Origin of the sequence: Hymenobacter jejuensis (genome assembly GCF_006337165.1) — a bacterium.
Taxonomy (GTDB): domain Bacteria; phylum Bacteroidota; class Bacteroidia; order Cytophagales; family Hymenobacteraceae; genus Hymenobacter; species Hymenobacter jejuensis.
The window spans coordinates 4,780,300-4,802,961 of the sequence record NZ_CP040896.1; the positions used below are offsets into that span (position 1 = coordinate 4,780,300).

17 protein-coding genes are annotated in these 22,662 nt (G+C 57.6%); 5 read left to right on the plus strand and 12 right to left on the minus strand.

Going from position 1 to position 22,662, the window contains the following annotated elements:
• The first annotated feature begins 210 nt into the window (after positions 1–210).
• Complete coding sequence (fahA, locus tag FHG12_RS19700; protein WP_139517417.1) at positions 211–1,491, plus strand: fumarylacetoacetase; 1,281 nt, start codon at positions 211–213, stop codon at positions 1,489–1,491.
• A 100-nt stretch (positions 1,492–1,591) separates the two neighbouring features.
• Here the strand turns inward: fahA and acs are convergent, their stop codons facing one another.
• From acs to FHG12_RS19740, 8 genes are all read right to left on the minus strand, one after another.
• Positions 1,592–3,502, minus strand: coding sequence for an acetate--CoA ligase (gene acs, locus FHG12_RS19705; protein ID WP_139517418.1), 1,911 nt, complete (start codon positions 3,500–3,502; stop codon positions 1,592–1,594).
• A gap of 129 nt (positions 3,503–3,631) precedes the next feature.
• Positions 3,632–5,566, minus strand: coding sequence for a propionyl-CoA synthetase (locus FHG12_RS19710; protein WP_139517419.1), 1,935 nt, complete (start codon positions 5,564–5,566; stop codon positions 3,632–3,634).
• Between the two features lie 31 nt (positions 5,567–5,597).
• Positions 5,598–5,981, minus strand: coding sequence for a response regulator transcription factor (locus FHG12_RS19715; RefSeq protein ID WP_139517420.1), 384 nt, complete (start codon positions 5,979–5,981; stop codon positions 5,598–5,600).
• A gap of 29 nt (positions 5,982–6,010) precedes the next feature.
• A complete protein-coding gene (locus FHG12_RS19720) occupies positions 6,011–8,770 on the minus strand; it encodes a sensor histidine kinase (RefSeq protein WP_139517421.1) in 2,760 nt (919 codons plus the stop codon).
• A gap of 70 nt (positions 8,771–8,840) precedes the next feature.
• Positions 8,841–9,068 (minus strand): hypothetical protein, encoded by a 228-nt coding sequence (locus FHG12_RS19725; protein ID WP_230471209.1) that lies wholly within the window; start codon positions 9,066–9,068, stop codon positions 8,841–8,843.
• A 136-nt stretch (positions 9,069–9,204) separates the two neighbouring features.
• Complete coding sequence (locus FHG12_RS19730; protein WP_139517422.1) at positions 9,205–10,683, minus strand: MFS transporter; 1,479 nt, start codon at positions 10,681–10,683, stop codon at positions 9,205–9,207.
• A 66-nt stretch (positions 10,684–10,749) separates the two neighbouring features.
• The gene (locus tag FHG12_RS19735) at positions 10,750–12,246 is read right to left on the minus strand and encodes a hypothetical protein (protein ID WP_230471210.1); all 1,497 of its coding nucleotides are present in this window, start codon (positions 12,244–12,246) and stop codon (positions 10,750–10,752) included.
• Positions 12,247–12,385: 139 nt separating this feature from the next.
• Positions 12,386–12,808, minus strand: a complete 423-nt coding sequence (locus FHG12_RS19740; protein WP_139517423.1) for an IS1/IS1595 family N-terminal zinc-binding domain-containing protein — start codon at positions 12,806–12,808, stop codon at positions 12,386–12,388.
• A gap of 231 nt (positions 12,809–13,039) precedes the next feature.
• Between FHG12_RS19740 and FHG12_RS19745 the strand changes: the two genes are divergently transcribed.
• Complete coding sequence (locus FHG12_RS19745) at positions 13,040–13,966, plus strand: flavin reductase family protein (RefSeq protein WP_139517424.1); 927 nt, start codon at positions 13,040–13,042, stop codon at positions 13,964–13,966.
• Here the strand turns inward: FHG12_RS19745 and FHG12_RS19750 are convergent.
• The 3 genes from FHG12_RS19750 to tsaE all read right to left on the minus strand — a co-directional run bounded on the left by FHG12_RS19750 (position 13,963) and on the right by tsaE (position 16,706).
• The gene (locus FHG12_RS19750; RefSeq protein ID WP_139517425.1) at positions 13,963–14,844 is read right to left on the minus strand and encodes a GNAT family N-acetyltransferase; all 882 of its coding nucleotides are present in this window, start codon (positions 14,842–14,844) and stop codon (positions 13,963–13,965) included. The genes FHG12_RS19745 and FHG12_RS19750 overlap by 4 nt on opposite strands.
• Positions 14,845–14,942: 98 nt before the next feature.
• The gene (locus FHG12_RS19755; protein ID WP_139517426.1) at positions 14,943–16,169 is read right to left on the minus strand and encodes an alanine dehydrogenase; all 1,227 of its coding nucleotides are present in this window, start codon (positions 16,167–16,169) and stop codon (positions 14,943–14,945) included.
• A 105-nt stretch (positions 16,170–16,274) separates the two neighbouring features.
• Positions 16,275–16,706 carry a tRNA (adenosine(37)-N6)-threonylcarbamoyltransferase complex ATPase subunit type 1 TsaE gene (tsaE, locus tag FHG12_RS19760; protein WP_139517427.1) on the minus strand — a complete coding sequence of 144 codons (432 nt, stop codon included), beginning with the start codon at positions 16,704–16,706 and terminating at the stop codon, positions 16,275–16,277.
• Between the two features lie 111 nt (positions 16,707–16,817).
• Between tsaE and FHG12_RS19765 the strand changes: the two genes are divergently transcribed.
• Entirely contained in the window at positions 16,818–17,993 is a 1,176-nt protein-coding gene (locus tag FHG12_RS19765; protein ID WP_139517428.1) for a serine hydrolase domain-containing protein, read from the plus strand.
• Positions 17,994–18,118: 125 nt separating this feature from the next.
• On the opposite strand, the gene FHG12_RS19770 is transcribed toward FHG12_RS19765, so the two are convergent.
• On the minus strand, positions 18,119–19,042 hold the full coding sequence (locus FHG12_RS19770) for an alpha/beta fold hydrolase (RefSeq protein ID WP_139517429.1): 924 nt from the start codon (positions 19,040–19,042) through the stop codon (positions 18,119–18,121).
• 308 nt (positions 19,043–19,350) lie between these two features.
• Here FHG12_RS19770 and FHG12_RS19775 point away from each other — a divergent pair, with 308 nt between their 5' ends.
• On the plus strand, positions 19,351–19,818 hold the full coding sequence (locus FHG12_RS19775; protein WP_139517430.1) for a MarR family winged helix-turn-helix transcriptional regulator: 468 nt from the start codon (positions 19,351–19,353) through the stop codon (positions 19,816–19,818).
• A gap of 270 nt (positions 19,819–20,088) precedes the next feature.
• Positions 20,089–22,563, plus strand: coding sequence for an outer membrane beta-barrel protein (locus FHG12_RS19780; RefSeq protein WP_139517431.1), 2,475 nt, complete (start codon positions 20,089–20,091; stop codon positions 22,561–22,563).
• The last annotated feature ends 99 nt before the right edge of the window (positions 22,564–22,662 follow it).

Sequence of the window (22,662 nt, forward strand, 5' to 3'; positions counted from 1 at the left end):
CTCCATTTTTCAAGGAGGGGTTGGGGGTGGTAAAAACCGTTGAACGACAACTAGCTCTAGTTTCTACTTCTAGCCGAACCACCCCCAGCCCCTCCTTAAAAAAGGAGGGGAGCTTAGTTTTAACCCTAGCTTTAGCCGCATAGGCCTCCAAACTTCTCCCCTTCTATATTTGCCGACTGCCTTTCTCCGACGCCAAATCTTGTGCTCGCCATGCTTGCTGCCAATAATCCCGACCTCCACTCCTGGATTGATATTTCGCCACTCAGCGATTTTCCCATTCAAAACCTGCCCTTTGGCGTGTTTGAAACCCCGGAGCGAGGCACGAGAGCCGGCGTGGCCATCGGCGACTATGTACTTGATCTATACGCGGTTAGCCAATACGGTTTCTTCGACGATCTGGACATCACCAACCAGCCGAAAGTCTTCCGTCGTCGCTCGCTGAACAGCTTTATTCGCCTAGGTCGCCCGACCTGGCGGGCCGTGCGTCAGCGCGTCAGTGAGTTGCTGCGCCACGACAACCCCGCCCTGCGTGACAACGAGGAAGCCATGCACACTTGCCTGGTGCGGCAAAGCGAGGTGCAAATGCTGCGCCCTGTAAGGCCCGGCAACTACACCGATTTCTATTCCAGCATCGAGCACGCCACCAACGTGGGCATGATGTTTCGGGATCCGGCCAATGCCCTGCTGCCCAACTGGCGCCACATCCCGATTGGCTATCACGGCCGCGCCAGCAGCATTGTAGTGAGTGGCACCGACATTCGCCGGCCTAACGGGCAGCGCAAAGCACCCGATGCAGCGGCCCCTACCTTTGGGCCATCGCAGCAGCTGGATTTTGAGCTGGAAGTTGCTTTCATCGGCGGGCGCGCTACCCAGCTCGGCCACGCCGTCCCGATCCAGCAGGCTGAGGACTACATATTTGGCTTGGTGTTGTTTAACGATTGGAGCGCCCGCGATATCCAGAGTTGGGAATACGTACCGCTCGGCCCGTTTTTGGGCAAAAGCTTCGGCAGCAGCGTGTCGCCTTGGATCGTGACGCTGGATGCGCTGGAGCCATTCCGCGTGCCGGGGCCCGAGCAAGAGCCCGAACCGCTGCTGTATTTGCGGCAAACGGGCGCTGCCAACTTCGACATCAACCTAGAAGTAGCCATTGAGCCTGCTGGCGGCTCTGAGACCGTAATTTCTCGCTCCAATTTCAAGTACATGTATTGGAGCATGGCCCAACAGTTAGCGCACCAAACCAGCAACGGCTGTAACCTGCAAGTCGGCGACCTCTACGCCAGCGGCACCATCAGCGGCTCCACGCCCGATTCGCTGGGCTCGATGCTGGAGCTAACGTGGCGCGGCACTCGCCCCCTGCCCCTCGCTGATGGCTCGGAGCGCAAATTCCTCCTCGACGGCGATACCGTCACGATGCGCGGTTTTGCCGAAAAAGATGGCATCCGAATTGGTTTTGGAGAAGTAAGCGGGACTATTTTACCAGCAAATCAATAAGTTGATCGCCTAGGGTAAAGCCCGAAAGCTTGATTGCAAGGTGAATACAAAGGCCCTGGTTATAAGCCAGGGCCTTTGTATTCACCTTGCAATCAATTACTTACTTCTTCCCCTCGATAATCTCATCCACCACATTCGGGTCAAGGAGCGTGGTGGTGTCGCCGAGGTTGCTGGTGTCGCCTTCGGCTACTTTGCGCAGGATGCGGCGCATGATTTTGCCGGAACGCGTTTTGGGCAGCCCCGTGACCAGCTGAATCTTATCGGGACGGGCGATTTTGCCGATTTCGGCCACTACCGTTTCGATGATGCTGGCTTCCACGTAGATGGCTTCTTCCTTGGAAATTTTCTCCCGACAAATCACGTAAGCGTAGATGCCCTGCCCTTTTACGTCGTGCGGATAGCCCACTACGGCGCTTTCTACCACGTGCGAGTTCTGGTTGATGGCATTCTCGATTTCGGCCGTGCCGAAGCGGTGCCCCGATACGTTGATCACGTCGTCGACGCGACCAATGATGCGGTAAAGACCTTCTTCGTCGCGGCGGGCGCCGTCGCCGGTGAAGTAGTACCCCGGATACGGCGCAAAATAGGTTTGGCGGCACCGCTCGTGGTCGCCGTAGGTGGTGCGAATGATGCCCGGCCACGGATACTTGATGGCCAAGTAGCCTTCCTCATCGTTGCCCTCAATTTCCTTGCCTTCCTGCGAAAGCAGCACCGGCTGCACGCCCGGTAGCGGTAGTCCCGCGCGTGCCGGTTTGCTGGGCGTAATGCCCGCCAAAGCCGAAATCATGATGCCGCCGGTTTCGGTTTGCCACCACGTATCCACCACGGGGCAGCGCTCTTTGCCTACGTGCGTGTAGTACCAATGCCAGGCTTCTTCGTTGATGGGCTCCCCCACCGATCCCAGAACCCGCAGTGAATCAAGCGAATAGCTTAACACGTTATCCAGCGGCGTAGCCATCAGCGACCGGATAGCCGTGGGCGCCGTGTAAAACACCGAAACGCTGTGTTTATCAATGACTTCCCAGAAGCGCCCGGCGCTCGGATACGTCGGGATGCCCTCAAACATGAGCGTGGTGGCGCCGCTCAGCAACGGGCCGTACAACAAGTACGTGTGGCCCGTAACCCAGCCGATGTCGGCGGTGCACCAGTATACATCGTTCTCGTTGACCTGAAACACGTTGCGGAAGGTATAATCGGCCCATACCATGTAGCCGGCCTGCGTGTGCACCACGCCCTTGGGCTTGCCCGTCGAGCCGCTCGTGTAGAGGATAAAGAGCAGGTCTTCGGCGTCCATCTCCTCGGCCGGCGAGGTTTTCTCCACTTCTTCCAGCTCCTCGTGCAGCCACACGTCGCGGCCTTCCACCATGTTGACGGGCCAGCCCAAGTGCTCGGTTACGATGACGCGGCGCACGCTGGGGCAATGATGCAGGGCATCGTCGACGACGCGTTTTACAGGAATCTGCTTGTCGCCGCGGTTTAGGCCGTCGGAAGTCAGCACCACACTGGCTTGGGCGTCGTTCACCCGATCCGAGATGGCATTGGCCGAGAAACCCGCGAAAATTACCGAATGCACTGCGCCCACGCGGGCGCACGCCAGCACCGCAATCGCCAACTGCGGAATCATGGGCATGTAGATGCACACGCGGTCGCCCTTCTCTACTCCGTTGTTTTGCAGCACGTTAGCAAACTTGCATACCTCTTGGTGCAGCTCGCGGTAAGTGTAGCGAATCTGGCGGGTTTTGGGATCGTTAGGCTCCCAGATAAGCGCCAGTTTGTTGCCGCGCGTGGCCAAATGGCGATCGAGGCAATTTTCGGTGATGTTGAGTTTTGCCCCCTTAAACCACTTGTTGTGGCCTTCCACCATATCCGACTCCAAGATTGTATCCCACTTGCGGCGCCAGGAAAAAGGCTCAGCAATGTCGGCCCAAAACTGTTCGGGGTTTTCGGTGCTGCGGCGGTAGGCCTCTTCGTATTCTTCAATTGACTGAATGCGAGCGTGTTGTGCGGGCATAACGGTAGGAATTTTAGTAAGGAGGAAGTTCAAGAAGTGTCTTTACGGTCAGAATTTCAATAGTCGGGCTAAAACTCTCTGCTTTTTAAAGACCTAAAGGCAGGTTTTAGCCCTCGTGAGGAGGCCAAATCAAGTACTGTCTTTTTCAAAAGCCAGTCCAACCTGGCGCCGCACCAGTACTGCGCGTATTTCATCCAGAATTGCGGGGTCATCGATAGTGGACGGCATAGTAAATGCTTCTCCATCAGCAAGTTGGCGCATACTTTTGCGTAAAATCTTGCCGGAGCGTGTTTTGGGTAACCTCTTGACTACTAAGGCATTGCGAAAGCTTGCTAATGCCCCGATTTGGTCGCGAATCAACTGCACCAATTCCTGCTCCAACTGCTCCTCGCCAATTGTATATCCATCTTTCAGTACCACCAGCCCGACAGGCCGTTGGCCTCGTAACGGGCAAGCGATGCCCAAAACGGCACATTCGGCAACGGCCGGGTGTGCGGCCAGCAACTCCTCCATCTCGCCCGTACTCAGACGGTGGCCCGCAACGTTGATGACATCATCGACGCGGCCCATGATGAAAAAATAGCCCTCCGCGTCGCGGAAACCGCCATCTCCGCTGAGGTAGTAGCCCGGAAAAGTCGTCAGGTAGCTTTGGCGGAAGCGTTCGTCGTCGTGCCACAAGGTGGGCAGGCAGCCCGGCGGCAACGGCAGACGCACCGCCACCAGGCCCGTGTGCGTCGGGGGCAGCGGCTCCCCGGCTTCGTCGAGAATCTGCACGTCGTAGCCGGGTACCGGATGGCCTGCCGAGCCGGCACGAGGCGGCGGCATCTCGCTCAGGCCCACCATGGTAGCCAGCATCGGCCAGCCCGATTCGGTTTGCCACCAATGATCGATTACCGGCACGCTCAACGTGCGAGCGGCCCACTCGTAGGTAGCCGGATCGCAGCGCTCGCCGGCCAGAAACAGGTAGCGCAAGCTTGTAAGGTCGTAGTGCTGGGCAAGCTGTCCTTCGGCGTCTTCCTTTTTAATGGCTCGAATGGCGGTTGGAGCCGTGAACAACACCTGCACTCTGTGCTCGGCCACCACCCGCCAGAACGTGCCCGCATCCGGCGTGCGAACCGGCTTCCCTTCAAACAGCACCGAGGTACACCCCTGAAACAGAGGGCCATATACGATGTAGCTGTGCCCTACTGCCCACCCAATATCGGAGGCGGCCCAAAACACCTCGCCTGGCTGCATGCCATAAATCGCGGACATGCTGTATTTAAGTGCCACGGCGTGCCCGCCGTTGTCGCGCACCACGCCCTTGGGCTTGCCCGTGGTGCCGCTCGTGTAAAGGATATACAGCGGGTCGGTGGCTTCGACGGAAACGCAGCCCACCTGCGGAGCTTGCATCACTTTCTGGTAGTCCACGTCGCGGCCGCTTTGCATATCTGCCTGAGCAAAAGGGCGTTGCAAAATGACAGTATGCGCAGGCTTGAAGCTGGCTTTCTCAATGGCGGCATCCAGCAGCGGCTTGTAAGGTATCACTTTGTCGAACTCCATGCCGCCCGATGCCGACACAATCACCCGCGGCTGGGCATCGTCGATGCGGACTGCCAGCTCGTGGGGCGCAAAGCCGCCAAACACCACCGAATGCACCGCCCCGAGGCGCGCGCAAGCCAACATGGCCACCACCGCTTCGGGCACGTTGGGCATGTAAATAATTACCCGGTCTCCTTTTTCCACGCCCAACTGGCGCAAGCCACCTGCGAAGTGTGCTGTGCGGTCGAGTAGCTCGCGGTAGGTAATGCGGCTGACGGTATTGGTAACGGGCGAATCATAAATCAGGGCTACTTGCTCGCCGCGGCCGAAGTGCACGTGGTGATCGAGGGCCAAATAGCTGGTATTGAGCCGGCTACCTGGGAACCAGCGGTACAAGCCCTGCGCATCGGTAGTCAGCATCTCGGTGGGCGGCTCAAACCACTGAATCTGTTGGGCTTGCTCCTCCCAGAAAGCGGCCGGATCGGCCAGACTAGCGGCATAAGCCTCTGCGTAGGGTAATGCGGGTGGGGAAACGGGTTTCATGGCCTCTGAAAATAAAAAGGCATCTATCTGATTACGAAGCAGTTGGCGCAGCGACTAGCTCCCTGACTTTTTCCATGAGCTGACGCGTACTGAAGGGTTTCGGAATGTAGAGATCGGCGCCGACGTCGTAGCCCTTCTGAATGTCGGCTTCTTTGCTCTTGGCACTCAAGAAGATAACCTTCGTGGTTTGCCGTTCGGGGCGGGTTTTGACGTGGCGACACACTTGGTACCCGTCGACGTCGGGCATCATCACATCCAGCAGAATCACGTCGAAAGCGGTCTGCTCAACGGCTTCCAGCGCCTCCGTGCCGTTGCGGGCAATGCTAACCTGATAGCCGTTTTTGCGCATCAAAAATTCGAGCGACATCACAATGTTGGGCTCGTCATCGACGATTAAAACCCGGGTTGTATTCATAGCCATGGTAAAGGGTGCGGTCGGCGTGATTACTTGCTAAGTTCCTCAGCAGGAAGCTCAAAGGAGAAGCAGGCGCCTTGCTCGGGTTCGCTCTCAACCCAGATGCGGCCGGCGTGCAGCTCCACAATTTTTTTGGTGATGGCCAGCCCCAGCCCCGAGCCTTCGGGCTTGCGCGTGGTTTGGTTCTGGGCCTGAAAAAACTTATCGAAAATGAGGGTGTGAAACGCCGGATCGATGCCCTTGCCGTTGTCGGTGACGCTGATGCGCACGGCGGTGCCGGCGGCTTCGGCGCTTACCCCAATGCGGCCTTCGCCATCGGGCCGGCACGATTTCACTGCGTTAGAAAGCAGATTGACAAGCACTTGCATCAGGCGATCGCGGTCGCCGGTAAGGTTGGGTAAGCCGGGCGGCACCGCTACGTCGAGGCGGATTTGCTTGTCGCGCAGGAGCTGCCCCACCGAGTCGATGGCGTCGTTGACCACTTCGGCCACATCCAGCAGCGCCCGCTCCAGGGTGGCCTTTCCCGACTCAAATTTCTCCAGATCCAGCACCAGCGTAATGAGGCGGCTTAGGCGTTCGGCTTCTTTAGTGATGGTGTGCTGAAACCGCAGGCGCTCTTCTTCCTCCAGATCGGGGTTGTCGGACAGGATTTCGGACAGCGCCCGAATGCTGGTCAGGGGCGTGCGTAGCTCGTGCGTGACGGTGTACAAAAACTCGTCTTTGCGCATGTCGAGCTCCTGCAATTGCGTGTAGGCGTCGCGCAAATCGGCCGTGAGGTTCTGAAGCTGACGCGACTGCTTTTGCAGCTGCCGGTTGGCTTCCAAGAGTTGCTGCGACTCGCGCAGGATGCCTACTACGTTGTCGAAACTAATCTCTTCCGCCCCTACCGACGACGAGAGCAACAGCCGCGCCGACGCTGGCCCGATGCTGCCAGCCAACAGTTTTTCGGCGTAGGCCAAGAGACGCGGATCGGCAGTGGTGGCCGAAGTGTCGGCGGGATGCGCATCGGGAAAACGCTCGGCAAAAGCCCGTAACGCCTGGGTTGTGCGCTTTTTACCCAGAAACCCGTTGAGCAAAGCCCGTACGTCGGGCAGCGGTGCCGCGCCTTGCCACAACGAGGGGCCTTCGAACACGTTGCGGTAGCGAAATACATCGACAAATACGTCGGCTTGCCGCTGCTCCAGCGCCGAGGGCCGGCCGGCCAGCGACACGCCCACGTACAGACCCACGTTGAAAAACCAGCTCCAGAATAAGCCGTGCGACAAATAATCGAGCCCGGTTAGTCCAAACAACGCAAACGGCCGCAGCCCGGCCAAGCCGAATACGCCCTGTTCGAGCCAAGCCGTCGGGAGCAGGTGCGGGCCGATCATGGTGGGCAGCACCAACGTGAAAAACCACAGCACGAACCCGCCCACAATGCCCGCCATCGCGCCTTGTTTTGTGCCGCCTTTCCAGTACAAACCGCCTAATACCACCGGCACAAATTGCGCTACCGCCGCAAACGACACCAGCCCAATGTTGACGAGCGGCAGCAAATGCCCCACCACCGTGTAATAGCCGTAAGCCAGCATTAACACGAACACCACGGCCAGCCGACGGCTTTGCAGCGCGGTTTGGCTGAGGTAGGCAAACCAGCGCGTCTGGGTCTGGGGCTGCACTACCGGAATGCGCACCAGCAACGGCATGAGCAGGTTGTTGCTCATCATTACGCTCAGTGCAATGGTTTCGACGATGATCATGCTGCTGGCCGCCGACAGCCCGCCGAGATAAGTAAACAAAGCCAGCCACTGCTGCTCCGCCCCGAGCGGCAACGCCAGCACAAAGGTATCGGCATCGAGGCCAGCGTGGCCGTAGAGCAGCTGTCCGCCAAAGGCAATGGGCAGCACAAAGAGGTTGATGACAATGAGATACAGCGGAAACAGCCACATGGCTTTCCGCAGGTGCACCTCGTTTACATTTTCTACCACCGACACCTGAAACTGCCGCGGCAGCATCAGAATAGCGGCCATGCTCAGCAGCAGGAGCGTAAACCACTGCGCGCCGCTCACGCCGGCACCGTGCAACGTAAACAGCCGACTCAGGGCAGGCACGGCCGCGGCTTTCTCAAACACGTCGCCGAAGCCGTTGAACAGGCCAAACGTGACGAACACGCCCACCGCCAGAAACGCCACCAGCTTTACCAACGACTCCAGGGCTACGGCCAGCACCATGCCTTCGTGCCGCTCGGTGGCTTCCACGGAACGCACGCCGAAGATGATGGTGAAAAACGCCAGCGCCACGGTGGTAAACAGAGCCGAGCTTACGGCGGCCACGCCGCCGTTGGCGCCGGCTGTCATCGCTTCCGGCCCGCGCGTGATAATATCGAACGACCCGGCTATCGCTTTGATTTGCAGAGCGATATACGGGATAATTCCCAGCACGCACACGACCGTCACGACGGCACCCAAGGAAGCGCTTTTGCCATAGCGCGCCGAGATAAAATCGGCAATGGAGGTCAGGCGCTGCAACCGACAGATGCGGATGATTTTGCGCAGCACCAGCCACCAGGCCGGCGCCAACAACGTGGGACCCAGGAAAATACCCACAAACTCCAGCCCGTAATACGCTGCCCGCCCTACGCTGCCGTAGTACGTCCAGGCGGTGCAATACACAGCCATCGAGAGGGCATACACATAGGGGTTGCTTACGAGGCTTCGCCGCGTGGCCGAGCGGCGCTCAGCTGCGTAGGCGACCCCGAACAGCAACGCCAGGTAGCCGAATGAAAACCCTATGACAAGCAGCTTGGGCATCGGAGAAGTGGATAATCAGGCAAAAGGGTTATTTCACAAACACTTGTCACACAATTACTTATGTATTGTATTATTCCTCATGTTTCATGCGGGTAACCAGCCAGCCCGTGAGCACCACCACGGCAATCCAGGCGAGCAATACGTAGAGATACAGCACCGGCACCCCGCCAACTTTGCCGTCGTGGTCGAATACGGCTAGGAGCGGGAAATTGAGCAGAATGCCAAACAACAGAGTTATGAAAAGCAGCTGCTGGCCCCGGCGTTGCTCGGTTTGCTCCTGCGGCGACATCGAAGACATGAGGCGATAAGTATCTGATGAACAAAAGGATATAAACCCAGCAGCAGTGAGGTATAAAAGGTGGCCCCGACAGTAGAAAGTCCGTCGAACCAATGGTCCGACGGACTTTTCACCAAAACAGGCTGGGAAAAATCAATCAGTCCATGATTTTAACGTTCCGCACATCTTTCATGTACGTAGAGCCCACAATCAAGCAAATCAGGGCCACAACTACTGGGTACACGAGGCCGAAATAAATACTGTGCTCTTGTAAAAAGCCGCTGGGTTGAGTGGCTGCCCACGCTACCATAGCCGTGGCGATCAGCGGTACCAAGCCGCCGAAGATGCCATTGCCAATGTGGTAGGGCACCGACAGCGACGTGTAGCGCACTTTTGTAGGGAACAACTCCACGAGATACGCCGCGATAGGGCCGTACACCATTGTTACGAAAAGCACCAGACAGAACACTAACACTGTGAGGGCCAATACGTTGGGAGTAGCAGCCTGCATAACGGCGGGCACTGCCACGCCGGCGGCATCCACGGTAGCGGCGGTTTTTTCTGTTAGAGGGCCGGCGAATGCCTTCAGGCCGTAGAAAATCGGGATGGTGAAGAGTACCCCGCAGGCCAAACCCGTCATGATGATGCGTTTGCGGCCAATACGGTCGGAAAGGCCGCCGAAATACACAAAGAACGGCGTGGCAAATAGCAGCGCCAGGCACAGGATGGTACTGGCCGTCACGAGGTCAATTTTGAGAACGGTTTGGAGGAAAAAGTAGGCGTAAAACTGTCCCGTGTACCATACTACGCCTTGGCCCATGGTAGCCCCAAACAGGGCCAGCAACACCAAACGACGGTTGACGGGTTCTACAAACGAATCGCGCAGCGGCGACTTGCTGGTGGTGCCTTCGGCTTTGGCCTTAGCAAACAGCGGCGACTCGTGCAGCTTGCGGCGGATGTAGTAGGAAGCAACAACCAAGATCAGGGAAATGAGGAACGGAATGCGCCAGCCCCACTCTTTAAATGCATCTTCGCCCACCGATAGGCGCGTGCCGACGATCACGGCAATGCTTACAAACAAGCCCAGCGTGGCGGTAGTCTGGATAAAGCTAGTGTAGTAGCCCCGGCGATTGTCGGGGGCGTGCTCGGCCACGTAGGTAGCTGCCCCGCCATACTCACCGCCCAGCGCCAAGCCCTGAATGGTGCGTAGCAGCACCAAGATCACGGGCGCCATCACCCCAATTCGCTCGTACGTCGGAATCAGGCCGATGCAGAATGTGGAACCGCCCATCAGCAGCAGCGTCAGCAGGAAGGTGTATTTGCGACCAACCAAATCGCCGATGCGCCCGAAAAACACGGCGCCAAATGGCCGTACAACAAAGCCCACAGCAAAGGCTGCCAGTGTGCCCAGCATGGCTGCTACGGGGTCGGTTTTGGGGAAAAACAGCGTGGAGATAATCGGGGCGAGCGAGCCGAAAATGTAGAAGTCGTACCACTCGATGACGGTACCCACCGACGAGGCCGTGATGACCTGCCAGATCTTGCTGACCGACACGTTGTTGTTATCGTGTGCCGCGGCGGCGTCCACCGCCTGGTCCGCCCCGGCAAAGGGACGGCGAGGAATGCTTTGTTCCATAACTGAATACGGGTTGGAATGAAGGGAATTTAGGAAGGGAGATTCAAAGACAAGCAAGGCTGTCACTTACAGGAAGACCTGCGTTTGCAGCGAGATTTCGGGCCGGTAATTCACGCTGTTCACGTTGGTAAAGTCGGGCCGGGCGCGGTAGTTGAGGGTAACTTTGGCGTTGTGCCCGTCGAGCAGCAAATTGACGCCGGCATCGTAGATATTCACGCCTTTCCGCTCGCCACTGGCATCGCGCAGGCCTTCGTAGCTGCTGTGCAAATACGCCACATAAGGCTGCAAACGCGCTTTCGGGCCAAACGTCTGCTTCGGTAGCAGGAAGCCCAGCTGCAAGTACTCCGAGCTGCCCGTACCCGACTGCGGCACGGCATTGCCACGGGTCGCGACGGTACCAAACCCGGGATTTTCGGCCCCTACGAACCGCACGTAGTTTGGGCCCATGCTGTAGTTGTAATACACGCCATACACCGTCAGGGCCGTGCGCGAGGCCGTGTCAATCGGCGCGTCATAGAACACATCCACGCCGTACATCTTCATATCGTGCTTGCGCGTCGGGACGGCAGCAAACAGGTCGGTAGCAGCCGGGAAAGTGCTAGGCACTACGCTCGTCGTGGACCGCGAATACATCGCGTCTTTGTTGTACAGGAAGCCCGCCCCAATGCTCAGTACGCGCTTGGTACCCAGGTACGTACCTTGGAAGTACGGCAGCACGCTGGCTTCGGGCTCCAGGAAATTGTAGTTGAAGTACCCCTGATATACATGCTTGGTATTCTGAGGGTTATACTGGGCAATGTTGGTTCCCGTGTTCACGCCTGCCGCGGTCGTGCCCAGGTTCAGCGGGGTGCTGGCCTGGTTGGTCAGAAACGGGTCGTCGATGGCCATGCGGTAATCAAACTTGCCGATGCGTCCCTTGGCATAAATGCCAAACCAGCGCGCAAACTGATCTGTCTGGTCGATGGTCGGGAAGTTGGTCAGCGGCAAATCCATGGTCAGGATGCTGGTCGTGCTGGCGCTGGTCAGCCGCGAAATGCCGTTGTAGTAGTGCAGGCCGGCACCCAGGTTGAGGTATTTGTTGACTTTGTATTCGGTAACCGCCTCATGGATAAAGAATTGCGGTTTTTTGCCGGGGCCGGTTGTTTCGCCCGGTGCGCCGCCACTCACGGCGTTTTGGTTGTTGATCCCGAAGTGAGTATAAATCAAGAACCGCGGGTTGAGTTGGGCCAGAATCACGAGGCGCGAGCGCCGCAGACCGAAATCGATCTGGCTGTGTTGGGGCTTGTTAGGTGCCCGTAACGTGTTGGTATTGTTCTCATTATACCGCACGTATACTTGGTGCCAAGTCATGAAGCGCAGGTACTTCGAGCCATCGGGTGATAGATTCACCTTCATCCCAGCCCCGTAGGGCACTGGCGCGGCCGGTTTGGGAGCCGGTGGCGGAGGCGCCTGCTCGGCGGGCGGCGGATTCTGACCGGCGGGTGGCGGGGGCACCACTTGCGCCGACGCAGTGGCAGCGGCGAGCACTGCACTGAGCGTCAATGCATAACGGGGGGTTAGCATACAGGTAGGTCGGTTGGGTGAGGAGATGGAGGAGAACAGTCCCGAGGCCATAGCAGCAGCTGTGGCTCGGCCCAACCAAGTAGAGAAATCCTGAAGGCGAAATCACGCCCTTGCTATAGTTACGCTAAACGCTATAGTTTCAGCTACCCTTGAAGCGCTCCCACCGGATCATCATGTACTTGTCGCCCAGCTCTGTTACGATCAGCCCGGCGCCTTTTAAATTCTGGGGTTGCTGAAAAAAATCGGCTAACTCCTTCTGGTTTACTATCTTATAGGTAGGATGATATTCGGTTTGGCGCGGGGCGTGCATACCGTATTTTTTCACCCAGTTCATCACGCTCACATGGCTCACACCTAGCAGCCGCTCTATTTCGCGGTAGCTGACGCCTTCCACGTAGAGTTGCAGGGCTTTGATCACGTAATAGGAGTTGATCTCTTTCCCGACCTTCGCCACCGAGAAATGATAGCCGCAGTTTTTGCACTTATACCGCTGCCTACCGCCCACCACGCCGCTTTTGGTGGCTTCCGTCGAATCGCACTTGGGGCAGGCAGGCTTAGACATTTCGAATCAATTGGAGAGTAATCGCTAAGCTATACGTATTTAGTAAAGATATAGCTATTTAGCTAAGATCAACCTTTTCAACTTCTGTACTCTGCTTTGCTATTAATCTGAAGATCAGCAGTAAGGAAGTACAGAAGGAATGACAATTGTATAGTGATCGGACATGGCAGCAAACCATATTGAGCATAATATCAGAACTTCGCCGTCACTAATTCACGTCCAAACTTCCTTATGCCCCACCCTGCTTTCCGCACCATTACGCCCGGTACGCTCAAAGGCGCCGAGTGGCACCAACTGCTGCTGGGTGCCGTTGCGCCGCGGCCCATCGCGTTTGTCAGCACCATTTCGGCCGAGGGCGAAGTGAACCTGAGTCCGTTTAGCTTTTTTAACGTGTTCAGCTCCAACCCGCCCACCCTCATTTTCTCGCCCGCCAACCGCGTGCGCGACAACACCCAAAAGCACACGCTCTACAACGTGCGCGAGGTGGCCGAATGCGTCATCAACATCTGTGATTACGCTTTGGTGGAGCAGATGTCGCTGGCCTCAACGGAGTATGAGCGCGGCGTAAATGAATTTGGAAAAGCGGGCCTCACGGAATTAGCGTCCGAACTGATCCGGCCGCCGCGCGTAGCCGAGTGCCCGGTGTCGTTTGAGTGCGTGGTGGAGCAGATCATCGCCATTGGCGACAGCAACGGCGGCGGCAACCTTGTGATCTGCCGCGTGGTACAGGCCCATTACCGCGAAGATATCCTCGCCCCCGACGGCCTGAGCGTCGATCCGCACAAGCTGGATGCCGTAGCGCGCCTCGCCGGCGACTGGTATTCGCGGGTGACACCCGAAAGCCTGTTCATCGTGCCCAAGCCCAACCGCAACAAAGGGATCGGTATCGATCAGCTGCCCGAATTCATCCGCCATAGCAACCTATTGACTGGCAACAACTTAGGACGGCTAGGCAACATTGAGCAGCAAGCCATTCCCTCAGCGGAAGCGGTAGAAGCGTTCCGGCAGGAACCACTGGTGGCATACACCTTAAATAAGTACCGGGACGATGCCGCGGAGCAACAAAAACAGCTGGTGCTGCTTGCCAAGCAGATTCTGGAAGAAGGGCGACTGGAAGACGCCTGGAAAACGCTGCTGCTGGCGGCGCCCACAGCCTAGCCCAGAGCTACTTGATAGGGCAGCAGGCGATCCATTTCGAAAAGCTGTAAGGAAGTAGCTTCCCAACCGCAGCCCTGGAGAAATGCCTGCCCAGTGCCCGGCGGTAACAACGGCGGCACTACCAGGGGCTGCTCGTCGTAGTGAATTTCCAAGGCCCGGAGTAAGCGCGTAGCCCAGCCTTGCCGGCGTACCGCTTTAGGTACCACTAGGCTCAGCAACAGCACGCGTGATGCTTCGGGCCGCACCAGGGCGTAGGCATTTTGCGCCAAGTGCCAAGCCGCAACCGGAGCCGTGGCAGCGGCCAGGGTTTCGCCGGTTATCATCCAGGGCAGGTCGGAGTCGCCCTCCTGCGTGACGAGGCGTGCCACAACGAGCGGGTCAATTTCGGTGAGCTGATCAACTGAATCAGCCGATGCTAGGGTCGTTTGTTTTCTTTGAAAACCGGTAAGGGTGCGCTGTTTTTGAAAGCCCAAGCGTTCGTAAAGTCGGATGGCGGGCTCGTTTACCGTGAATACTTCTAGCATCAGGCTGCGGTCGCTGCGCACAATGGCTTCATCTATAGCCGTTTGCAACATCACTTTGCCTAACCCCAAGCCGCGGGCTTCCAGGACCAAGCCCATTGCCGCTACCCGGCTCGTCCAGCCCCGCCGCGCGATATAAACCACCCCGACCAACGCCTCGCCGCAAAACCACAACCGGCTGGCGCTTGCGTCGAGGTTTTCGCCCCGAAACCGCCGCTCGAACGAAGCCGCATCGAAGTGCAGCGGCACAAAATAATTCTCAAACGAACGGTTCATGGCCTCGCTCAGCTCGGCCGATGTGCATTCCAGCACCGTTTTGGAAGTAAGCTGAGCAGCACTGAAAATGGGGTCGGACATAAACGAAATGGCTTAACCGGGTTTGGCGCTAAGAAAAACGTCTGTCATGCTAAGCATGACAGACGTAAAATATTAAACGTTAACTACTTAACAATCAATCAGTTGCGTACAGCGATCATCAGGCCCAGCTCCTTATAGCGCATGTTGAACTTCTTGGCTATCACAGAGTTGGTGAGCGAGCCTTTGTACACGTACACGCCCGAACGGAAATGCTCGTTGGTAAACAGCACCTCGTTGATGCCGCCGTGCTGGCTGATTTCCTGCAGAATGGGCGTAAAAATGTTGCTCAGCGCATTGGTCGCGGTGCGGGGCACGCGCGAGGCGATGTTGGGCACGCAATAATGAATCACGTCGTACTTGCGGTAGACGGGCTTGCTGTGGCTGGTCATTTCACTGGTTTCGAAGCAGCCACCCTGGTCGATGCTCACGTCGATAATGACCGAACCGGGCGTCATCTGCGCCACTACATTTTCGGGCACCATAAACGGGATGCGGCCTTCTTCGGCATTGAGCGCCCCAATGACCACGTCGGCCCGCCGAATCTGCTGGTTGAGGGCATAAGTATCCAGCGTACTCGTATACAATTGAGTACCAAGGTTTTGCTTCAGACGACGCAGCTTGTACAAGTGGTTGTCAAAGACCTTCACTTCGGCCCCGAGGCCCGTAGCGGCGCGTGCGGCATACTCAGCCACTGTGCCCGCCCCCAAGATGACCACCTGCGACGGCGGCACGCCCGTAATTCCGCCCAAAATGACGCCTTTGCCTTCATTAGAACGCGCCAGGTATTCAGCCGCGATCAGCATCACCGTCGAGCCCGCGATTTCGCTCATGGCCCGCACTACCGGCCGCGCCCCGGATGGGTCTTTGATCAGCTCAAATGAGATGGCATTGACCTTTTTGCGCAAAATGGCCGTGATGTAGTCCGACGTGAGCGAGCCGAATTGCAGGGCCGAAATCAGGGTTTGGCCGGCACGCAGGTGCTCAATTTCGTCGTGCGTGGGCGGGGCTACTTTCAGGATGAGATCGGCCTCGTATACCTCCTTTTGCGAGTAGGCGATGTTGGCGCCGGCCTCGGAGTAGTCGTGGTCGGAATATTTGCTGGGCTCGCCGGCACCGCTTTCCATCACCACTTCGTGGCCTTCTTCCACGAGGTGCTTCACGGCTTCGGGGGTCAGGCACAGGCGGTTTTCCTGAAGCGAGGTCTCGCGCGGCAGCCCGATAAACAGCTTTCGCCGTCGCGTTTCCACGGCCAACATAGACTCTTGCGTGTAAAACGCGCGGCTCGTGGCCAGCGACTCAAATCCTGGGGGTACTGCTTCAGGCATTTCGGCGAGTAGAAATTATGAACTAAAACCTATGAACAAGCTATGCACCAACTGTTTGACTACCAATCTCTTACAAGAAGGCATTTCAAAGCTGATTTCGCGCTTTCAATCCATAACTTTTAATTGAAGTATCCGCGACTCTGGTCCAGTAACGGTCAGCGTGACAAGCAGTCGGGAAGGTGGCAAGAGTGCCTCAACCCGACTAGGCCATTCTATTAGGCAAAGATAGCCAGAATCGAAGTACTCTTGTGCGCCTATTCCTACGGCTTCTTCGACACGGTCGATGCGGTAGAAATCGAAGTGGTAAACGGGATGATCGCGGGCATCGCGGTATTCGTTGACGAGCGAAAAAGTGGGGCTGCTCACGTCGTCCTTCACACCCAAACTGTGGCACAACGCCTTGATGAAGGTGGTTTTGCCGGCCCCCATTTCGCCTTCAAACAGCACCACGGTGTGGCCGGCTAAAGCCGTTTTGAGTTGATCGGCTGCCGCGGGCACGTCGGCAAGCGCGGGAATCTTAATTTCGGTAACTGGCATTTGAATGTCGTTTCTCCGATGCAAGTTTACTATTCTGCGCCGCAAGCCGCGCCATTTTCGGTGGTGGGTGGTTTTGTCGCCGCATCTCGTTTTCCCTCATAGCCTCGCCCCATGACCCCAAAGCACCTCTGCTTTCTGCTGCTTTTTCCTTTTCTGGCGTGCTCCAAACTACCTTCGGCCAGCCGCGAGGCCAGCACGAAAGCGGCCGCCTCCGTCTATTACCCGCCGAAGGGCGACGCCTGGCAACACAAAAAGCCCGAGCAAGCAGGCCTCGACCCCGCCGTGCTGCAACAAGCCGTGGAGTGGGCTAAAACGCAGGAAACCAGCCAAATGACTCCGAATTTCTCGACCCAGGAAGAGATCTTCGGCACGCTGCTTGGGCCCATGCCCGCCAGCCACGCCCCGACCAACGGCTTGGTGCTGCGCCACGGCTACATCGTGGCCGAATGGGGCGATACGAAAGCCGTCGACCCCACGTATAGCGTGGCCAAAAGCGTGCTTTCAACGATTTTGGGGATCACCATTGAGCGCGGCACAATCAAAGACATTCACGATCCCGTGGCCCAGTACATCCACGACGGCGGCTACGATTCGGAGCGCAACCGCAAGGTGACGTGGGAATACCACGCCCGCCAAACCAGCGAGTGGGAAGGCGAAATGTGGGGCAAAAAGTCTGATTTTATCGGGCACGAAGCTTTTGGCAAGGGCGAACGCAAGCCCCGCGAGCTTCAGGAGCCCGGCACGTATTTCGAGTACAACGACGTGCGTATCAACCGCTTATCGCTTTCACTCCTGGAGCTTTGGAAAAAGCCGCTGCCGCAGGTATTCAAGCAGGAGATCATGGACCCCATTGGCGCTTCCGACACGTGGCAGTACCTGCCCTACCGCAACTCTACCGTTATGATCGACGGCAAGCCCATGCCTTCGGTGAGCGGCGGCACGCGCTGGGGCGGCGGCCTCTGGATCAGCGCCCAGGACGAGGCCCGCTTTGGCTACCTGTTTCTGCGCCAGGGCCAGTGGAAAGGCAAACAAATCGTTTCTGCCAATTGGGTAAAGCAAGCCACCACGCCCGGCCCGGTCGGCCCGGACTATGGCTATCTGTGGTGGCTCAATACCACCCAAAAAGCTTGGCCCGACGCTCCGGCCACCAGTTTTGCCGCGTTAGGCGCTGGTTCCAACACCATCTGGGTCGACCCCGATCACGACATCGTCATTGTGTGGCGCTGGCACAACGGCAGCCCCAACGAGCTAATTAAGCGCGTGTTAGCAGCCGTAAAACCGGAATAACGTACTGCCTTATAACACTCTCTCTACCTGATAGTTACACAACAACAAATGCAGCGATCACGCACTGCGGTCGTGGCAAGTGAAGGCAAGACTGCGACCCAGCTAACCTCTTAGCACTGAATCACTTATCTTTTTCGAGATGCCAGCAGCCAGCTACCGCCTATTAGCAAAGCCAGAGCCGCACCGATTACCGCTGCTTTGGGGAAAGCCGCTGTATCGGTACTTGCTGCTTTCTGGGCAATGGATGCGTCGCTAAATTCTTGCTTTCCGGTGACGGCCAGAATCAGGCGGGCGGCTTCCGCGGGCTGATCCCATTGTGGGAAATGGCCGCAGTTATCGAACCAATAGAGGCGCGCATCGGGAAATTTCGCCAGCGCTAACTCCGCTTGACGGGGCAGGCACACCCGATCCTGACGGCCCCAACCGATCACCAACGGCTCGGAAATACTGCCTTTGGGAGCCGGCTTTTGCACTTCGCCGTGCGCCAGCTGATCGAGTAGTTCGTCGAAAACAGGTGTATGAGCGAAGGTATGCATCTCGTCGATGGCCTGCTTCGAATCAACAGCCCAGGGCTTCGCCGAAAATTGCGGCAATAATATCGTCCGCCCCATTGCCGAGCCTGCCAACGCGGGCATAACGGGTTGTAAGGTCCGCACCAACTTCACCGAAACCGCTACCGAGTGGTAGAAGAACGGGACTTCCCAACCCTGCCAAAATCCCCCCGGGTCCAGCGACACGACGGCGCCCAGCACGCCGCCCCGGCGGGCCAGTTCCAGCACCAGCCGCGCGCCCATCGAGCTGCCCACGGCATCAATTCCCAGCAGATTGTGCTGACCGAGAAAGCTTGTGAGGGCATCGGCGAAGGTGCCAATGGAGTTTTCACCTACTAGTTTGGGAGTCTTCCCATGACCTGGCAAATCGACAACAACGACCTCGCGCTCAGCTGCTAAGGCATCGATAAGAGTGTTCCAAGAACGCCAGCTGCCCCCAATGCCGTGTACCAACAACAGGGGTTTGCCGGTGCCGCGCCGGATGAAATGCATGTCCATAGAGGGAGGAAGTTGTGGGCTCAGCCGAGCCCGGGTTAGTCCTGTAGCCATACGCACCCGGCACCATTCAGATTACGTTCGGCCCACATATACTCACAGATCGTGTATGAGCTCATCAGCTGCTCACCTTTTCAAAGGGCATCGAGTAGCACGCTCCATCGTAAGGGCGGAATAAAAACTAGAATTAACTCGTTCGGCAACTTACTATTAATCAGCATATTATAAAATTACTGAATCATTTTCTCTGCTATTAGGCAACTTACATGATATATCATGCATCTATTGGATAGTTCGTTTTTTTACCTGCTATGCTTAACAACGTCCTTTTCTATTCGCTCGACAAAGCCATCCGGCGCTACCGCAAGTTTGCGCAGGCCAACATCGACCGGGCTGGCCTCAACATCACCATTGATCAATGGCTGGTGCTGCGGGTGTTGCTGGAGGACGATACCCTGACCCAGACGGAAATCGCCGACCGCGTTTTCAAAGATCAGGCGTCGGTGGCCCGCATTATTGCGCTGCTCATCAAGCGCGGTTTGCTGGTCACGGAAGCCCTGCCCCACGACGGCCGTCGGACCCAGCTGCGGGTGACCCTTGCGGGCCAGCAAATGCTCGACGCAGTGCAGCCCATCGTATTGAACAACCGCCAAACGGCTCTTCAGGGCATTTCTGAAGATGAATTGACGCTGCTTCGCCAAGTGCTCGAACGCATTGCCGCCAACTGCTCCCCTGCTCGCCAGCCCCCGAAGTCAGAAATTTTGTCGAAAACTATCTAGCTTTTCTTGTATATACGAAATCTTTCGTATTTTTGTCTACGAATATATTCGTAGATAATTAGTGTAGCTGCCCGCTCCTGCTTCCGGGCCCGAAGCCGGAACGAGCCGCTACCCCGAAGGCCTGCGTCGTCTTAGCCCCGCAGGTCCTCAAAACCAAGTTATTTCTACTCGATCCGCCCCTTGCTTTTGGGCCGGGCTGGCACCGCTTTGCCCTTTCCCCCCTTCTGACTTCCTGACTCTTTCCGAAACCCGCACCCCTCCTCAACGGCTATGAAATCTGCTACTTACGTATACTTGTTCCGGCTTCCTCAACTCTCCTTGTTGCTTCTGCTGAGTGCAGCAGGCTTGGGCGCGGCCCAAGCGCAAGCCCCAACTAGCGTGACGGGCGCCGTCCGGACGGCGGCGGGCGCGCCCATTGAATATGCCACCGTCACTTTGCACCGGGCCGCCGACTCGACGGTGGTAAAAACCGAGTTTAGCGACGATAAAGGCGCTTTTCGGCTGGACCAGCCTGCGGGTGGGCGCTACTTAATCTCGGCTTCGCAAGTAGGCTTTGTGCGCCGTTGGAGCGCGCCATTTGAGTTGGCCCCCGGCGGCATCACGCTGGAAGCCCTCACGCTGACCGCCAGCGGGGCCACGCAGTTGAAGGAAGTGACGGTGGTGGGCCAAAAGCCGCTGTTCGAGCACCAGGCCGACCGCACCGTCGTCAACGTGGCCGGCTCGCCGCTGGCCGCCGGCAACACCACGCTCGACGTGCTGGCCCGGGCCCCGGGCGTGACCGTGGACGGCAACGACAACCTGGCCCTGCGCGGCAAACAAGGCCTGTTGGTGCTCATCGACGGCAAGCGCCAACCCATGAGCGGCAGCGAGCTGGCCGAGTACCTGCGGGCCCTGCCGGCCGAGCAGCTGCAGAGCATCGAGCTGATCACCAACCCGCCGGCCAAGTACGACGCGCAGGGCGGGGCCGGCATCATCGCCATCAACCTGAAGAAAGACCAGCGCCAAGGCACCAACGGCAGCGCCAACGCCGCCTACGGCCGCGGCCAGTACGGCAAGTTCACCGGCGGCCTTTCCCTCAACCACCGCCACCAAAAACTCAACCTCTTCGCGTCTTATAACTACACCAATCGCAATGGATACGGCAAGCTGAACATTCACCGCGATTTCTACGAAAACACGGATAGCCGGCGCACTTTGGTTGGCAGCAGCGACCAAGCCAACAAGATGCTCAGCGGCAACCGATCGCACAGCTGGAAAGTTGGGGCAGACTATTCGCTCTCCAAAAACACCGATTTGGGCGTGGTAGTCAACGGGCTCGAAAACCGCGGGCCCCGCATGCCTACGACCAATGCCACGAGTCTTTTTGACCAAAACGGCCAACTAATCGATACATATGTGGCGCTGGGCAACCGTAGCTTTCACGCCCCCAGCCTGGCCGGCAACGTCAACTTCAAGCACACCTTCCCGGCCGATTCGAGCGGAGCCCGTGAGCTGACCGCCGATGCCGACTACGCCCACTACAACACCGACCGCCTTCAGGACCTGACGACCAGCTTTGGCTTGTCGGGCCGATCGCAGGTCCGCAACGACGGCGATCAGTCGGGCCAGCTGACCATTCAATCGGCCAAGGCAGACTACGTGCATCCCCTCAGCAAAGACGCCCGCTTCGAGGCCGGCCTGAAAGCCAGCCGCGTCCACTCCGACAACGACGTGCTGTTTGAAATAACGGAGAACGGCGTGCGTAGCGTGGATGCCAACCGAACCAACCGCTTCAAATACAACGAGGACATTCGGGCGGCTTACGTCAACTTCAACCAGACCATTTCCAAACTGAACGTGCAGCTTGGTCTGCGGGGCGAACAAACCAAAGCCACCGGCCAGCAAGTAGTTGGCAACCAAAGCTTTAATCGTAACTATTTTCAGCTTTTCCCGAGTGCCGCCCTCAAGCAAACCCTTAGCGATAAGCACGAAGTATCGCTATCCTTGAGCCGGCGCATCGACCGGCCTTCTTATGGGCAGCTCAACCCCTTCCGCATCATCATCGACCCGACTACCTCCGGCGCCGGCAACCCGTACTTACGCCCGCAGACGAGCTATAACTTCGAGCTGACGCACACTTACAAGCAAAAATTCAGCACCGGCCTGAGCTACAGCATCACCAGCAACCCCATTATTCAGGTAGTTCAACCCGAATCGGGGCGTAACGTGGTGTCTACCAGCGTTAACCTGGGCAAGCAGTATTATTATGCCCTGACGCTGACGGCGCCCGTCGAGCTTGCCAAGTGGTGGAGCGTTTACAACAACGGCGTGTTCTACTACAGCCGCTTCGTGGGCCACCTGGCCGGCACGGCCCTGGACAAAGGCCGCCCGGCCTTCAACCTGAGCAGCACCAGCACCTTGACCTTCGGCCAGGGCTGGTCGGCCGAGCTCAACGGCCGCTACCAGTCGCGCGAGCAGTACGGCTTCCTCGATGTGCGGCCCAACGGGCAGGTAGGCCTTGGGTTGCAGAAATCGGTGTTGGAACGCAAAGGCACGCTCAAGCTCAACGCCACCGATATTTTCTTCACTGGCAAAGTCCGCGCTACCTCGGCCTACGACAACTACGTGGAGCACTTCTACCAGCGCGGCGATTTCCGGGTGGTCACGCTTTCGTTCAGCTACCGCTTCGGCAACGACAAAGTAGCCCCGACCCGCAAGCGCACTGGCGGCGCCGAAGATGAGAAGCGTCGCGCCAGTGGTTCATAACCACTTCTTAATCAAGTATTTATAAAACATAAAAAAGGCGCGCCACTTAGAAATGGCGCGCCTTTTTGATACGGATTCAGGAGGTGACTAATATTTAAA

Excerpts from the sequence above, each read along its gene's own strand:
- fahA (WP_139517417.1), top strand. The coding sequence starts at position 211 with ATGCTTGCTGCCAATAATCCCGACCTCCACTCCTGGATTGATATTTCG.
- acs (WP_139517418.1), bottom strand. The coding sequence starts at position 3,502 with ATGCCCGCACAACACGCTCGCATTCAGTCAATTGAAGAATACGAAGAG.
- FHG12_RS19710 (WP_139517419.1), bottom strand. The coding sequence starts at position 5,566 with ATGAAACCCGTTTCCCCACCCGCATTACCCTACGCAGAGGCTTATGCC.
- FHG12_RS19715 (WP_139517420.1), bottom strand. The coding sequence starts at position 5,981 with ATGAATACAACCCGGGTTTTAATCGTCGATGACGAGCCCAACATTGTG.
- FHG12_RS19720 (WP_139517421.1), bottom strand. The coding sequence starts at position 8,770 with ATGCCCAAGCTGCTTGTCATAGGGTTTTCATTCGGCTACCTGGCGTTG.
- FHG12_RS19725 (WP_230471209.1), bottom strand. The coding sequence starts at position 9,068 with ATGTCTTCGATGTCGCCGCAGGAGCAAACCGAGCAACGCCGGGGCCAG.
- FHG12_RS19730 (WP_139517422.1), bottom strand. The coding sequence starts at position 10,683 with ATGGAACAAAGCATTCCTCGCCGTCCCTTTGCCGGGGCGGACCAGGCG.
- FHG12_RS19735 (WP_230471210.1), bottom strand. The coding sequence starts at position 12,246 with ATGCTAACCCCCCGTTATGCATTGACGCTCAGTGCAGTGCTCGCCGCT.
- FHG12_RS19740 (WP_139517423.1), bottom strand. The coding sequence starts at position 12,808 with ATGTCTAAGCCTGCCTGCCCCAAGTGCGATTCGACGGAAGCCACCAAA.
- FHG12_RS19745 (WP_139517424.1), top strand. The coding sequence starts at position 13,040 with ATGCCCCACCCTGCTTTCCGCACCATTACGCCCGGTACGCTCAAAGGC.
- FHG12_RS19750 (WP_139517425.1), bottom strand. The coding sequence starts at position 14,844 with ATGTCCGACCCCATTTTCAGTGCTGCTCAGCTTACTTCCAAAACGGTG.
- FHG12_RS19755 (WP_139517426.1), bottom strand. The coding sequence starts at position 16,169 with ATGCCTGAAGCAGTACCCCCAGGATTTGAGTCGCTGGCCACGAGCCGC.
- tsaE (WP_139517427.1), bottom strand. The coding sequence starts at position 16,706 with ATGCCAGTTACCGAAATTAAGATTCCCGCGCTTGCCGACGTGCCCGCG.
- FHG12_RS19765 (WP_139517428.1), top strand. The coding sequence starts at position 16,818 with ATGACCCCAAAGCACCTCTGCTTTCTGCTGCTTTTTCCTTTTCTGGCG.
- FHG12_RS19770 (WP_139517429.1), bottom strand. The coding sequence starts at position 19,042 with ATGGACATGCATTTCATCCGGCGCGGCACCGGCAAACCCCTGTTGTTG.
- FHG12_RS19775 (WP_139517430.1), top strand. The coding sequence starts at position 19,351 with ATGCTTAACAACGTCCTTTTCTATTCGCTCGACAAAGCCATCCGGCGC.
- FHG12_RS19780 (WP_139517431.1), top strand. The coding sequence starts at position 20,089 with ATGAAATCTGCTACTTACGTATACTTGTTCCGGCTTCCTCAACTCTCC.